Here is a 14,653-nt window from a genome sequence, read left to right as displayed (position 1 = left end):
TCCATTTATGAGGATGTTTTTTACTTTCTTGTAAACCATGCTGTATATAATAATTGAATGGCCTCTTCAATTTCTTCCTCTAATAAAGTCGCAAATCCAAGCAATACTGTACTTTTGGGAGAAGTCCCTTCCCTATAATACATCGAAACAGGGTACACTTTAATACTCCTTTCAGCTGCAGCTTCCATTAATTCTTTCTCTTCCATCCCGTTATGCACTTTTAATAAAATATGTAGGCCGGAATCTTCCCCTATTACTTCAATGCGATTAGAAAAATATTTTTCTATTACCGAAACAAGACGGTCTCTCTTCTTTCGGTACACAACACGCATTTTATGAATATGTTTTTCCCAATGCCCGTCATTTAAAAATTTCTTAATGATCTCTTGATCGATTCTTGAAACGCTTTGTGTGTAAAATAAATATTGCTCCTGATACTGCTTAATGAGGGATTTTGGCAACACCATATAACTCATCCGTAATGACGGTAATAGCGCTTTAGAGAGCGTCCCCATATAAATTACTTTCCCATCTCTATCTAACCCTTGCAGCGCTGGAATTGGCTTTCCTGAATAGCGAAATTCACTATCATAATCATCCTCAATAATATATCTTCCTTCTTCTTTTTCCGCCCATTGTAAAAGCTGCATTCTTCTCGTAATTGGCATAATCATCCCGCAAGGAAACTGATGCGAAGGTGTAACAAATACAACATTTGCATGGCTATCCGCTAACTGTGACATACGAATTCCATCTCTATCTAAAGATAACATTTGTACATTTTGTTCCCCTTGCTCGAAAACAACCATTTTCCGATGGTACCCAGGGTTTTCAACCGCATAACGACTTCCCTTTAACAACTGAAATAACATTTTTACTAATATTTGCGTACCCGCTCCTATTACAATTTGACTAGCTACGCATCGTACACCTCTAGATTCATACAAATAGCTCGCGATTTCTTCTCGTAAACTTACCTCCCCTTGCGGATGTCCAATAAAAAGTAAATCTTTATTTTCAAATTGCCATACCTCGTTCGTGATTTTTCGATATACATGAAACGGAAAAGTATTAGTATCCACACCCGTTTGAGTGAAATCAAATTTATACTTCTTATCTTGAAAAGGCGCTTCTCCTATTACCTCTTCGCTGCCTTCCACATGAATCATTTGCTCGATTTCACATACAAAATAACCTTTTCTAGAAATCGACTCAATATATCCTTCAGCAAGAAGTTGCTCATAAGCAGCTTCAACTGTATTTTTACTCACTTGTAAATATGTCGCCAGCTTCCTCTTAGCCGGTAATTTCGTAAAGGCCGGAATCGTTCCATCTTTAATCTCTTTTTTTATATACTCATACAATTGTACATACAATGCTGTCTTACTATTTGCACTCAAATTAGGTGTTAGTTCTAACACAACATCTGACCCCTCCCAAAAACACATAACTGATACTTTTTACAGTACCAGAAGTTCTATATAATTCCTTTTATCATGTAACACATTAATAATCAAATACTAGAGAGGAGATGCATGATAATGAACAATGGTAGACGCATCGGACTTATGATGATTATTACAGGAGCTACCCTGTGGGGATTATCTGGTCCCATGATTCAGTGGCTATTTCAACATACGAACGTATCATCAATTGATTTTTTAACAATTCGCCTCTTACTCGCAGGAATATTCATTTTGGCTTTCTTACTTATTAAAAAACAAAACATATTTCACATTTGGAAACATCCTAAACACTTTATACAACTTATAATTTTCTCTATTCTTGGCATGCTTGGTGCTCAGTACGCTTTTATCGAAACAGTTCATATTAGTAATGCGGTAACGGCAACACTATTTCAATTTCTAGGTCCTATTCTTATTACCATTTACGTTGCGTTTGAGCGAAAGAAATTCCCTGCTTCTATGCAAATACTCGCAATTATAACTGCTCTAACAGGGACATACTTTATTATTACAAACGGTTCAATTGAAAATATTGTTTTATCTAAAGCAGCTATTACTTTCGGCCTATTAACAGCGATTGGTTTTGCGTTTTATACCCTTCATCCGGCTTCTCTTATTAAAGAATGCGGAACAACTATAGTAATTGGCTGGGGGATGTTAATTGGAGGGATTGCACTGCTTATTTGTAATCGTTCTTTTGGATGGAATCAGATTTCGCAAACTTTCACATTTCAAACTTTTTCTATGCTTATTCTTATCATTATAAGTGGCACTCTTTCTTTCCTTCTTTATATCGGGAGTCTTAAATATTTAGCAGCAACAGAAACAAGTATTTTATCTAGCATTGAACCACTTGTAGCTGCCATCGTTTCAATCGCTTGGCTTAATGAATCCTTTGGAGCATATCAATTATTAGGCGGAGTATGTATCGTTCTTTCTGTTATTTTCTTAACAATGCCTCAAAAAGAAAGAGAACCAACCTTTTCAACTGAACAAATATAAAGTGAAACTTTAATCAGCGGGAGATTCCATCCCCCACTGATTATTAGCCCGCACCAATCGGGATAGAAAATGTCAAAAGAGGTCGTACAAAACTTACGACCTCTTTTTATGATTTAAAGGAATTGTCTCGTCTTCTAGCAAATACAATTACACTAACAATAAAAATTAGGAGTGTGGCACCATGAAAAAAATCGGAACTATGCTACTTTTCTCCTTCCTCATCACTGGCTGCGCGCAAGTGCAACCCGATTCAAATGTACCTAAAAAAGAAGTACTAGAAACGTCATCCTCTCAAATTAACGCACCTTCCTTTTTTCATCTTAGTGTCCTAAAAGGTGTAAATTGGGAAGAAGCGCCATCATTCGTAGAAGGAAAAATACCGTTAAAAGGCATTGAAGGAAAAATTGCAATGGCTGATAGCTCTATTATCGCAAATGAGCAAAATGAAATAATGTGGTTCTTCCTAGATCCTAAAATGCCAACTGGAAAACTATCTATTATTGCTTTAAAACAAGGCTCTATCCTTCCAACACCAATAATCGTTCCAAAAGAAACTTCCGAACCAAATTGGACTACTTCAAATACAATCGATACTACAATAAAAGAACTCCCTCTCGTAATGTCACTACCTTCATCTGGATTATGGGTATTAAACATATATGTGAATGAAAGATATTATGATCAATTTGTAATCACTGCCGAATAAAGTGACAAAACTGGAATACTTCCTTACAACAATGTAATTTCTACGTCACGTACTTCAATAGTTGGATTCTCTCTCTTCTCTTATACTTAAAGTAAGAAATGAAGCGAGGAGAGATGAGAGATGAAAAAAATGATAGAAGTGATCGTAGCAGTACCTGAGGTTTTAGTAAATGGTAAACAAGTTACAATGGAATTAAATAAATAATGAAGGGACATAAATAATTCTATCCTTCTTCATTATTTTGATTTCTTATCTCAAAAAAAGCAGTGCCTTTTTAAGGCACTGCTTTTGACTATCTATAACTTGGCATTTTCGTAATTTGCGCCACCCCTGAATCAATGGCTGCTTTCGCTACTACTTCTGCAACACTTGGAACAACTCTTTTATCTAATGGATTTGGAATTACATAATTCGCATTACGCTCTTCGTCTGTAATTATGTTAGCGATCCCATATGCTGCCGCTAATTTCATCTCTTCTGTAATATCAGTCGCACGTACATCTAACGCACCGCGGAATATTCCAGGGAACGCCAATACATTATTTACTTGATTCGAATAATCAGAACGCCCAGTTCCTACTACAGCTGCCCCAGCTTCTAATGCGTCCTCTGGGAATATTTCTGGAATTGGATTCGCCATTGCAAACACAATTGGTTTCTCGTTCATCGTCTGTATAAGTTCTTTCGTTAATACGTTTGGAGCAGATACACCGATGAAAATATCAGCTTGATGAATCGCTTCCTTTAATGTTCCACGTACATATTCTCGATTTGTCTTCTGTGAAACTTCGATTTGCGCTTCGTTCATCCATGTTTCACCTTCACAAACAATACCTTCTAAACTAACTAACGTAATGTGTTTTGCGCCAGCTTTTAATAATAATTTTCCAATTGCAATTCCTGCCGAACCCGCACCGTTAATAACAATTTTCACATCATCCATTTGTTTACTTACAACTTTTAATGCATTAATAACAGCTGCTAAAACGACAATAGCCGTCCCATGCTGATCATCATGAAATACAGGAATATTCGTTTCTTCTTTTAATCGTTTTTCAATTTCAAAACAGCGTGGTGCTGCAATATCCTCTAAATTAATACCTGCAAATGTAGGCTCTAGATTTTTCACAAGGGTAACGATTTCATCCACATCAGTCGTCCCTAAACATAGCGGGAAAGCATCTACATTCGCAAACTTCTTAAATAAAATACTTTTCCCTTCCATAACAGGCATAGCCGCTTTCGGTCCAATATTCCCTAAACCTAGTACTGCTGTTCCATCTGAAACAACTGCCACCATGTTCCCTCTTGCTGTATAGTCATACGCTGTTTCTTCATCTGCTGCAATTGCTTTACAAGACTCAGCTACCCCTGGTGTATAAGTCAGACTTAAATCATCTGCTGAATTCACTTCTACTTTACTTGTAATCTCAATTTTCCCTACTAACTCTTTATGCAATAATAATGATCTTTCATTAATTTCATTTTCTAACATACTTATAATCTCCCCTTAATTTGACAAGCTAGCTATACGAATATAGCTAGCTTGTTTTGATCATGAAAACATTTTTAATAAAATTGTTGCTGTTACGACCACAGCTGCCCCGCCTAAACGCGTTGAAATTTGCGCAAACGGCATTAATTCCATACGATTTGAAGCTGATAGAATAGCAACATCTCCAGTTCCACCTAAACCACTATGACATCCAGTTACAATTGCTGATTCAACTGGATACATTTTCATCACTTTCCCTACAAGAAAACCTGATGCTACCATTGTAAGAACAACTGATGCACAAACAACAACATATCCTACAGAAAGAACTGCTGCTACGTCTTTTAACGGAATATATAGCAATCCTAAACCAACCATTAACGGCCAAGTTAAATTCTTTGAAATAAATTTATATAAATGGAATGCACCTTGCTCCATTTTTGCTGGCATTAATTTAAAGTATTTCACAAGTGCTGCTGAAAAAATCATAATAATTGCTCCTGGAATACCGATAAATTTAGAAGCAAATCCTCCGAAAATAAAGAATGTACATGCAATCAATAACCCTGCTCCCATTAATGAGAAATCAATTGGCTTTTCTGTATTTTGCTCTTTTAATAACTCTGCTTGATTATCTGTTTTTACTAATACACCATTCCCACTAAGCTCAGGTCTCTTCTCACCTAAACGCTTCATATAGCCTGCGCTCACAATTGCAAACATATTTCCGATAATAGCTGCTGGAATAAGCTGTGATACAAATGTTGCTGATGATTCATTTAAAATATCACCGTAAGCTAGTGATAGCGGTAAAATCCCTTCCCCAATACCACCACTCACAATTGGTACGATGATAAAGAAGAATGTCTGCTTCATTTCAAATCCAAATAGTGAACCTACTAATAAGCCTACTGCGATAGAAGCTAACGTTCCTACTACTAAAGGAATAAACATGCGAACGAAACCTTGTACTAACACTTTACGATTCATTCCCAAAATACTTCCTACTACTAAACAAGAAATATATAAATATAAAAAGTTCGATTTTTTCATTAACATAGTCGCAGCTTCCATTGAAGCTGGATTCATCCAGTTGAAAAATACAAGTAACGATGGAATAAATAATGAAAGAATTGCTGGACCACCGATGTTTTTTAGAATTGGAATTCTCATCCCAATGTCACCTAAGAAAATACCCATAATCATAATAACTGCAAATCCACCAATCATATCTGCTGGTAATTTATTATATACAGATGCCCCATAAATAATAGCAGCCAATACTACATATAACGGTAAAGGTATTACACCGATTTTTACATTCATAATTTTAGAAGCGAACGATTCTCTTTGTACCTCATTCCCCTCAGAAAATGATACCGCTTCCACATTCTTTTGAATTCCCATATGGCACCCCCTTGTTTTCTTAATAACAATATTAAAACGCTTTCAATAGTAAAAATAGTTTTTGTAAGTTTTGTAACTACTTTTGTAATTAAAAAAAGTATAAGCGACCTATAATAAGTCGCTTATACGTAAAAGTCTATTTTATTTTGGTCAATACACCTTAATTTACTTACCGGCCTTCCCACATGTTGATACACCATTTCATTCTCTAAAACTCCAATTTCAGTCAAAAACATTACATACTTTCGAATAGAAACTCTTGAAACCCCTACTAATTTCGCCATTTCATCTGTTGTAAATGCTTGCCCGTGAAGCGATTTGATTTGCTGCCAAATTAGTTGCAATGTTTGCTTTGTTAATCCTTTCGGAAGCTCTTTATAGTCAAAGGACTCTCTTTTTTCTTTTTGTAAAATTAGCGAATCTAATTCCGATTGACTAATTTTTTGTTGTTCTTTCATGAAAGTAAATTTTTCTCGATACACAGTTAATGCTTCCTTAAAGCGTTCAAATGTAAATGGTTTAATTAGATAGTCTACAACTCCATATTGTAATGCTTTTTTTATACTTCCCATATCATGTACAGCTGAAATCATCATAATATCAATTTCTTTTTCTTGATTTCGAATATACATTAAAAGCTCAAATCCAGTCTCCTCAGGCATAAAAATATCAAGTAATATGAAGTCTACTCGTGACTTCTCTAACACTTCTATCGCCGATTTAACTGAGTTAACTGCATGGACAAGTTCAAACCCTCCAACTTGCTCTAAGTAATGCGTATTTAACATCGCAACCATCGGATCATCTTCTACAATCAAAACTTTGATCATTTTATCTCTCATCCCTACTTTTAGGTATTTCAATCGTTATTGTCGTTCCTGTTCCTAACAATGACTGAACATAAATTCCTCCATTTATTCGCTGTATGCTTTCCTTTACAAGATGCAAACCATACCCCCGATTATCACCCTTTGTAGAATAACCTTTTATAAATAATGCATCAATTTCATCTTCTTTTATGCCTTTCCCCGTATCTTGTACTGTAATGATTAATGTATCCCCATATTGTATTCCAACTTCAACCTGCTTCTTCTCACAATTCGTCACTGCGTCTAATGCATTATTGATTAAATTTCCGACAATGGTGATCAGTTCATGAATGATACGTTCATCATATATTTCTGGTAAGTAAGAATCTTCTTTTATAATTAACTTTATATTTTTCTCTCTAGCATAACTGAGTTTACCTAGTAAAAATCCAGCAAATACTGGGCTTTGAATTTTTTTCATAATCCCCCCCATTTCATATTGATGCTCTGATACCATACTACTTACATATTTCTGTAATTCTTCATACTGTTTCATATGTGTTAGCCCTAATACGACATGCATTTTATTCATAAATTCATGAGATTGAGCCCGTAATGCTTCCGCATATAGCCTAATACCAGTTAATTCTTCTGCTAATTTTCTAATTTCTGTTTTATCACGAAATGTTGCAATTGCACCAACTATTTCTCCTTTTACATATAAAGGAACACGATTAGTAACAATCGTAATCCCATAAATCTTTTGTTCTTCGTTTAATTGTACCTCTCCTGTTTGCAACACTTCTTTTATACGTGAATTCGGCATATACAATTCAACATCTTTACCAATAAAGTCTTCTTCAAGTCCACTTTTCTTAAATAGCCGTTTTGCTTCATTATTAATTAACGTTACTTTCGCTTCTTTATCCACAGCAATAATACCTTCTTTGACCGATTGTAACATCGTATTTCTTTCTTCAAGAATTTTCGCTATCCTATGCGGCTCAAGACCAAATAAACTTTTCTTTATATGTCTAGCTAGCAATATCGCTCCTATAATGCCAACTAACACTCCAACTCCAACACCGATATACATAATATGTCTACTTTCCTTAACTCGCTCTTTTACATTATCTGCTGAAATTCCAACCGCAACCGCTCCAAGTTGTTCCCCTGTTTCAGAAAAAACCGGTATAAATACTCTCATAGAGACCCCTAAAGTTCCTTCTGCTAACGACACATGTTCCTTTCCCTTCAATGCCGTTCCTTCATCTCCTCCAATGAAATGTTGCCCTATTTTTTGAGGATTGGGGTGAGATTTTCGGATTCCATTCATATCCATAACTACAATAAATTGAACATCCGTACTCTTTAATATCTTATTTGTATACACTTGAATCAAGGAGGTATCTACATTCCCCGCCAATCCATCAATTACAATAGAATCATTTGCCACAATACGTGCAATCGTTTTTGCCTTCTCTGCCTGACTTTCTTCTGTCGTTCGTTCAACATTATGGCTAATTAAAATATCTGTTACGAGTAAAGAAAAAATTACAACTGTACACACTAATAATGTAATCGTTTTCCATAAATTCCATAGTTTTTTTCTTTTTCTCATTCCTTCAATAGCTCCCCTAGTTATTAAATAGAAAAATAAGTAAGGTGGTATCATTTTCACCTTACTTATTTGCTGTTATTATACTTTAAATTTACAGTCGTTTCTTATAGTTCTTTTCTTCTTCCATCAAATAAACTTATTCTTCTACAGCCGCTGCACTCTTCGTTATTTCAACAACTTTGGAAACAATATATAATAATATGTATTATTTTGCTCAATTATGCATTTCTGCATATTTAGTTATTTTTAAAAAGATTAACTTACAGAATAAGAGAACCCCATATAGAAGTTCTCTTGTTTCATATCACTTTCGCTTCTTAAAAACACCTTTTACATAACTAATTGCCTGACTTCCCATCTGCATCCATGCCTGTTCAAAGCTTCCTCTTGGCACCTTTACATCCAAGCTCTCATTAAGAGGATCGCGAATATATACATATTCCTTATCATATCCAACAAGAACAACACAATGTTCATTATAAGTAATGGAAACATCTCCACCATTTGTTTCCCATATAGTGAATTCATCCTCATCTAGCGGTGCATATGTTGCATTCGTAATCATGACTACCGGTTGTCCATTATTTACACTCTTATAAATTTCTTCTATACCCTTCCCTGTTAAATCAACAGCTTCATTCGGTAAATACTTTTTCGCTAATTGAAAAAGTGGTCCATGATATACACCGTATCCCGATTCAGAAAACGTATAAATGTTCCCAACAAATCCTTCATTCGGATTTCCTCTTACACCATCGTCTAAAAAATTAACTTTTTTTATTTCACTCGCCAATTTCATCTTATCTACAGAAACACCCGCGTATTGTAACATCATCGCTAAACTTGTTACTTCGCAGCCTCTCTCTAGCTCTGGTAACTGCTGAATTAAGGGCACATTTGATAACATGACTGTTTCATCGTTATTACTAAACTCTATTCGTTTTTGACTTTGTATACTTGATAATAGTAACCCCTTTACTTTCTCCACATACGTTGTAATCCCATTTGTATATGCCCACCATATTCCTATACATAGTACGGTAATACATATATACCACTTCCATTTTCGTATCACTCTCACGCCCTTTTTAATTCGTTAAATACGAATAAAACGCATCTGCATCTGTTTGAATCATTGGTATAAATTTTAGTTCGTTTCCTTTTTCAGGTTGTTCTCGTTTTATTTTTTCCGCTAGCTCTTGAATGCCCATATTCGTTCTATCCATATTAAGCTCCTCTGCTATCTCTATTACCTTTTGCTCATTTATTTCTCTTAATACTTGATATATATCTTTGCCATATAAATCAATATGATATTTTTTTGCTTCTTCCTGTACTTTTTGTTCGTACACTTCTTGTGCTAACTCTTCCATCTCTTTTCCTTGTTGAGCAATACCTAGCTTTTCTGCCTCTTCTTTAACTTTCGTGCCGTAGATTTCTTCCTCAATTTCTTCTATTTCTTTTCCTTCAGTTGAAACACCAAGCTTTTCTGCTTCATTATTAATTTTAATCTTATTAATTTGATCAATTAAACTTACAATCGGCGTATTCTCTATAGATATTCCTAGTTTCAACGCTTCTTGCCTCACTTTTGTTTCATAAATTTCTTCTGAAAGAATTCCAACATCTTTTCCTTCTGCCGAGATACCTAATTGATCAGCTTCTCTTCCTACTTCCGTCTCATGAATTTCTTTTTCTAACGTAATTTGTTCTTTTCCCTCTGTTTCAATTCCTAATTTCTCTGCTTTTTCTTCTGTATGTATTGCATGTATCTTCCCATTGTTTAATTGTTCTTTACTACGCTGCGTGTAATCTGTCTTTCCTTTTGTCATTCCAGAAGGAGAGGCACCCCCTAATATACTTAAACTCATTACTCCAATAGTGAATACCGTCATCATTTTCTTTTTCAAGACTTCTTCCTCCCTCTCACGCTTTCTTTTTCCAGCTTTCCCATAATTTTTTTTATACTATACATAAACTTCATCTCTGTTAGAAATAACCTTATGATTTATCCAGTTCATTCAAAAAACCTTACAGCTTTTCTTTCCATCACAAGTTTCCATTATGTAATACATGCTACAAGTTGTTCCTTAACTTTCCCTTAAAAAAAGACGACCTTGTAAAAACAAGATCGTCTTCTCACTTATATTCTTTGGTTTTTAGGGAAAATCGCTTCAAAACAGGTGCCCTCTCCCAATTTACTCTCTACTGATATTTTCCCGTAATGCTTTTCTACAATCCAATTCGCAATTGAAAGACCTAATCCCGCACCCTCTGATGTACTTCTCGCTTTATCGCCTTGATAAAAACGATCAAATAATTTTGGAATATCCTCTTCTGTAACTCCTATCCCATCATCTTTCACCTGTATACGAATCGAACTGTTCGTTTGCGTGCAATCGATTTGAATATGCCCGCCTTCATTCGTATACTTCATCGCATTATCTAGCAATATGACCATCATTTGATGGATTCTCTCTCTATCGCCCATAAACAATATGTCGTGTTCTACTTTTAATATCATCTCTTTTTCTTGATAAGAAGCAATTTCTTTATATGGATCTACTATTTCTTCTAACAATTTATCAAGTTTAAATGTTTTCTTATCCACCTCAATTTGATTAGAATCCGAACGTGCTAATAATAATAAATTGCTAACTAGCTTCGATAACCGCCTACATTCCTTTGAAATTGTAGAAATATCCATCGCCTTTTCTTCTATCGTAGCGGATGGTGACTGGAATAACACATCCGTTTTTGATTGAATAACTGCAAGCGGTGTTCTTAATTCATGTGATGCATCAGAAACGAACCGCTGCTGTTTTTCCCATGAATTTTGAATAGGTATGAGTGCTCTACCAGCTAGGAAAAAGCCGATTCCTATTGCACATAGGCTTCCTACGCTACAACCTATAACGAGAATTAAAAATAATGTATTTAGCATTTCTTCTTCAGCTGTTATATCGCGTACGATTTGAACTATTTTTCCATCTTTTTGAAACGCGAACGTTCTAAAATATAGCCCTTGCACTTCAATATCTTGCAAAGATTCTAATTTTTTTGGAGAAAACTTTTCCAAATTGTCTTCGAAGATAAAACGACGTTTGCCGTTTTCGCCACCTATCTCCACTCTGTTTCCACTCCAAGTTAACTCTATTATCCTTGGATCCCCAATTGGGAAATATCCCCTGATTTTTTTAGGTAGTTTTTTATCATCTGAAATCTCTCTATGCTGAACCATTTTTTCTATGGATGTATCTACTTCATTATAAATGCGCTTATATGTGTATGAATAAATAATACTCCCTAATACTCCTATTAATAGGATAAATACTAATGAGTTTACTATAGTCAGACGAATACGTGTTTTTTGAAACATACTTCCCTTTTTCATTGTCCTTTTAATATATATCCAATACCACGAACAGTTTGAATATCTTTCTGATAACCGAATGGCTCTAATTTTTTACGTAAGTGATGAACATACACTTCTACGATAGCTACTGTTGTATCTGAATCAAATCCCCAAACACGATCAAAAATTTGTTCACGCATTAAAATTTTACCGCTATTTTGAATGAGGTACTCTAGAAGTTCATACTGTTTTAAGGTCAACTTAATTGCTTGCCCATCGACTTGTGCGCCTTTGTCTTTTCCAAACAATTCGATTCCTTTATAACGAATTGTCTGCTTTGTTGTTAAACTACCACTTCGTCTTAATAAAGCACGAATTCTCGCTTTTAGTTCCGGTGCTTGAAACGGCTTAACGAGATAATCATCCCCGCCAAAATCTAAGCCTTTAACTCGATCCTCCAAAGAATCTTTCGCTGTTAAAAATAAAACTGGCGTTTCAATCTTTTCATCTCGTATTTTTTGGATAACTTCAAATCCATCCATTTCTGGCATCATGACATCAAGTAATATTGCATCATATATATTTTGTAATGCTAAAAATAAACCATCTTCCCCATTCATTGCCGTGTCCACTTCAAATTCATCACGTAAAATTTGTACTATAGACTCCAATAAAGAAGCATTATCTTCTACTACAAGTAAGCGCATCGGCCTTTCTCACCTTCCACAATATAGTTCAATTCTATTTATTATTACATTTCTTCTCTTCCTAACGAAAGAATGTAATCATATCATGTAATTCCATTCCCACATATCCCCTGCTGAATTTTTGCTCGATAGAGAATTTTAAACCTTTATTATAAAAGCTCTTTCTTAAATTTCGCTTAATAAAAAATTGAAAGAAATAAGATTGCCCTTATCTCTTTCAATTTTTTACTACATATACCTTTTTACTCGGCAACTCCAAACAATTTAACTGACCACCATACACAGCCCCGCCATCAATTCCAATAATACGATTACTACCAAAATACACTCCGCAATTCTCACTACCATGAAGCGTTTTTGTTTCCGTATGGCCAAATACAACAACCTTTTCGCCACTATACCCACTATGAAACTCATTACGGATCCACATTAACGTGTACGGTTCAGATTCAGAAACTTGTTTCATTGTCTCAACACCAGCATGTACAAATATATACTCTTCTGTTTCAATGTAATGATCTAATTCTTGAATAAACTTTACATGTTCCTCTAATACATGAGATTTTAAAATCGGCTTTTGGAAGTCCTCCTCATTAACCACAATGTCTTCTTCTACGAATCCATAGCTATATAATGTTTTATCCCCACCATTGCTTTTTACCCAATGGTTCCATGAACGTTCCTCATCAGTCGTTAACGCTTTAATCATCATATCTTCATGATTCCCCTTTAAAACGAACGCTCCTTCTTCTTTTAAATCTTTCACCTTTTCAATTACAGCACGTGCATTCGGGCCACGATCTACATAATCCCCCAATAAAATTAGTTGATCCTGTTTTGTATCGTAGTGAGCTTCTTCCAATAATTGTTCGAACTTTTCTATTTCTCCATGAATATCACTAATAACAAGAATTCTTTTCATATTATCCTCTTCTTTCTAAACCATTCTCTTTCTAATTATAATTCAAAACGACAGAAATTTCTGAATCGATATTCGAAATCACATTTATTACAAACTAAAACTATTATCCTTACAACACTGTAAGTCTCTTGTCATCCAATTCGATGGTTGTAATTACTGCATTTCCTTATACTAAAAGTAAGAAATAAAACAAAAAACAAGGAGAGATAAGATATGAAAAAAGTGATGGAAGTTTTAGTAGCGGTGGCAGAGGTTTTCGTAAATGGGAAACAGGTTGCAATGGAGTTAAACAAATAATGACAAGGACAAAATTCATTCTAGACCCTTTACTCATATAAAAGAGATAAGACTTCATCATTTCTTTGATCCCTTATCTCCCTGTAAAGAAAGCCGCATCCTGAACAAGGATGCGGCTTTCTTTACAGGAATCTAGATATTCGAATAAACTCCAACAGCAAACAACTGTGTTTAAAATTTAAGTGATATGTAAATTCATTCCGTATTTAATCAATTTTAGTTTTCTCGCCACTGCTTGTGAGGCAAAATTCTCCCAAGAAGTACTATACAGTGGAATACGTTTTTCTTCTTTTACCGATATCGCCCAGGCTGTAACAACATCCGAACCATATCCATTCCCTTGAAACTCAGCTAACGTTTCTACACTCGCTTCAGAAGCCTCTGGGCTGCTTCTTGCACTACAACATATAGAAACTACTTGTTCATTTTCAACAATTGCAAAATAAGGTTGCCTCCATTCCATCTGTTCTATTAGATTAGGGAAATTTTCTCGCAAAAGCTCTTTATTTTTCTCTGTTATTTGTATCGCCCTAGTCGGCTTATTTAAATTATTTGGAAACATGTAAGCAGAACCCATCCAAATATTCTCCACCGTTCTCTCATCATTTAATACTTTAATAATCTTTGCTATCTCTATATGATTTGAACATTCTAAAATTATTTTCTCAATCTTACTTATCATTTCACTATCCAGATTATAATGATATCTCTTTATATTCCCTTCACGAGTTCTGCCAAGAAAAAAACGCGGTGCTTTCGAATTTCCCTGTTCATTTACACATATCATTTTTCCTACTTGATTATGAACAAATAAAACCTCTGCCTGAATTGCTATTAACTCAAGTTCTGAAAGCCTCATTTATATC

General features: G+C 34.9%; 13 protein-coding genes. 2 read left to right on the top strand and 11 right to left on the bottom strand.

The window, feature by feature from the left end; genetic code table 11:
• Positions 1 to 20 precede the first annotated feature (20 nt).
• Positions 21 to 1,421, bottom strand: coding sequence for a MocR-like pyridoxine biosynthesis transcription factor PdxR (locus tag EXW56_RS02940; RefSeq protein ID WP_002201822.1), 1,401 nt, complete (start codon positions 1,419 to 1,421; stop codon positions 21 to 23).
• A 120-nt stretch (positions 1,422 to 1,541) separates the two neighbouring features.
• Here EXW56_RS02940 and EXW56_RS02935 point away from each other — a divergent pair, with 120 nt between their 5' ends.
• The gene (locus EXW56_RS02935; protein WP_002201823.1) at positions 1,542 to 2,468 is read left to right on the top strand and encodes a DMT family transporter; all 927 of its coding nucleotides are present in this window, start codon (positions 1,542 to 1,544) and stop codon (positions 2,466 to 2,468) included.
• A gap of 181 nt (positions 2,469 to 2,649) precedes the next feature.
• A complete protein-coding gene (locus EXW56_RS02930) occupies positions 2,650 to 3,174 on the top strand; it encodes a DUF4871 domain-containing protein (protein ID WP_002113951.1) in 525 nt (174 codons plus the stop codon).
• A gap of 292 nt (positions 3,175 to 3,466) precedes the next feature.
• On the opposite strand, the gene EXW56_RS02925 is transcribed toward EXW56_RS02930, so the two are convergent.
• The 10 genes from EXW56_RS02925 to EXW56_RS02880 form a co-directional block, all read right to left on the bottom strand.
• Positions 3,467 to 4,669 carry an NAD(P)-dependent malic enzyme gene (locus tag EXW56_RS02925; RefSeq protein WP_002201824.1) on the bottom strand — a complete coding sequence of 401 codons (1,203 nt, stop codon included), beginning with the start codon at positions 4,667 to 4,669 and terminating at the stop codon, positions 3,467 to 3,469.
• 60 nt (positions 4,670 to 4,729) lie between these two features.
• Entirely contained in the window at positions 4,730 to 6,076 is a 1,347-nt protein-coding gene (locus tag EXW56_RS02920; RefSeq protein ID WP_002113946.1) for a 2-hydroxycarboxylate transporter family protein, read from the bottom strand.
• 122 nt (positions 6,077 to 6,198) lie between these two features.
• Entirely contained in the window at positions 6,199 to 6,906 is a 708-nt protein-coding gene (locus tag EXW56_RS02915; RefSeq protein WP_002113945.1) for a response regulator, read from the bottom strand.
• Position 6,907: 1 nt separating this feature from the next.
• Positions 6,908 to 8,506 carry a sensor histidine kinase gene (locus tag EXW56_RS02910; RefSeq protein WP_033716788.1) on the bottom strand — a complete coding sequence of 533 codons (1,599 nt, stop codon included), beginning with the start codon at positions 8,504 to 8,506 and terminating at the stop codon, positions 6,908 to 6,910.
• Between the two features lie 304 nt (positions 8,507 to 8,810).
• Complete coding sequence (locus EXW56_RS02905) at positions 8,811 to 9,551, bottom strand: C39 family peptidase (protein ID WP_215597563.1); 741 nt, start codon at positions 9,549 to 9,551, stop codon at positions 8,811 to 8,813.
• A 43-nt stretch (positions 9,552 to 9,594) separates the two neighbouring features.
• Positions 9,595 to 10,416 carry a transporter gene (locus EXW56_RS02900; RefSeq protein ID WP_215597167.1) on the bottom strand — a complete coding sequence of 274 codons (822 nt, stop codon included), beginning with the start codon at positions 10,414 to 10,416 and terminating at the stop codon, positions 9,595 to 9,597.
• Positions 10,417 to 10,649: 233 nt separating this feature from the next.
• A complete protein-coding gene (locus EXW56_RS02895; protein WP_002201829.1) occupies positions 10,650 to 11,885 on the bottom strand; it encodes a sensor histidine kinase in 1,236 nt (411 codons plus the stop codon).
• Positions 11,886 to 11,896: 11 nt separating this feature from the next.
• A complete protein-coding gene (locus tag EXW56_RS02890; RefSeq protein WP_002159355.1) occupies positions 11,897 to 12,568 on the bottom strand; it encodes a response regulator transcription factor in 672 nt (223 codons plus the stop codon).
• Between the two features lie 217 nt (positions 12,569 to 12,785).
• Positions 12,786 to 13,490: a metallophosphoesterase family protein gene (locus tag EXW56_RS02885; protein ID WP_002201830.1), complete on the bottom strand. Its 705-nt coding sequence runs from the start codon at positions 13,488 to 13,490 to the stop codon at positions 12,786 to 12,788.
• A 475-nt stretch (positions 13,491 to 13,965) separates the two neighbouring features.
• Positions 13,966 to 14,646: a GNAT family N-acetyltransferase gene (locus tag EXW56_RS02880; RefSeq protein ID WP_002201831.1), complete on the bottom strand. Its 681-nt coding sequence runs from the start codon at positions 14,644 to 14,646 to the stop codon at positions 13,966 to 13,968.
• Positions 14,647 to 14,653: the final 7 nt, after the last annotated feature.

The sequence above is a fragment of the Bacillus mycoides genome, from assembly GCF_018742245.1.
GTDB lineage: Bacteria > Bacillota > Bacilli > Bacillales > Bacillaceae_G > Bacillus_A > Bacillus_A cereus_U.
Note: the sequence above shows the minus strand (reverse complement) of the source record. Positions and strands in the feature narration are given on the sequence as shown.

What these genes read in the sequence shown, in the direction of transcription:
- EXW56_RS02935 (WP_002201823.1), top strand. Translation starts at nt 1,542, where the DNA reads ATGAACAATGGTAGACGCATCGGACTTATGATGATTATTACAGGAGCT.
- EXW56_RS02930 (WP_002113951.1), top strand. Translation starts at nt 2,650, where the DNA reads ATGAAAAAAATCGGAACTATGCTACTTTTCTCCTTCCTCATCACTGGC.
- EXW56_RS02925 (WP_002201824.1), bottom strand. Translation starts at nt 4,669, where the DNA reads ATGTTAGAAAATGAAATTAATGAAAGATCATTATTATTGCATAAAGAG.
- EXW56_RS02920 (WP_002113946.1), bottom strand. Translation starts at nt 6,076, where the DNA reads ATGGGAATTCAAAAGAATGTGGAAGCGGTATCATTTTCTGAGGGGAAT.
- EXW56_RS02915 (WP_002113945.1), bottom strand. Translation starts at nt 6,906, where the DNA reads ATGATCAAAGTTTTGATTGTAGAAGATGATCCGATGGTTGCGATGTTA.
- EXW56_RS02910 (WP_033716788.1), bottom strand. Translation starts at nt 8,506, where the DNA reads ATGAGAAAAAGAAAAAAACTATGGAATTTATGGAAAACGATTACATTA.
- EXW56_RS02895 (WP_002201829.1), bottom strand. Translation starts at nt 11,885, where the DNA reads ATGTTTCAAAAAACACGTATTCGTCTGACTATAGTAAACTCATTAGTA.
- EXW56_RS02890 (WP_002159355.1), bottom strand. Translation starts at nt 12,568, where the DNA reads ATGCGCTTACTTGTAGTAGAAGATAATGCTTCTTTATTGGAGTCTATA.
- EXW56_RS02885 (WP_002201830.1), bottom strand. Translation starts at nt 13,490, where the DNA reads ATGAAAAGAATTCTTGTTATTAGTGATATTCATGGAGAAATAGAAAAG.
- EXW56_RS02880 (WP_002201831.1), bottom strand. Translation starts at nt 14,646, where the DNA reads ATGAGGCTTTCAGAACTTGAGTTAATAGCAATTCAGGCAGAGGTTTTA.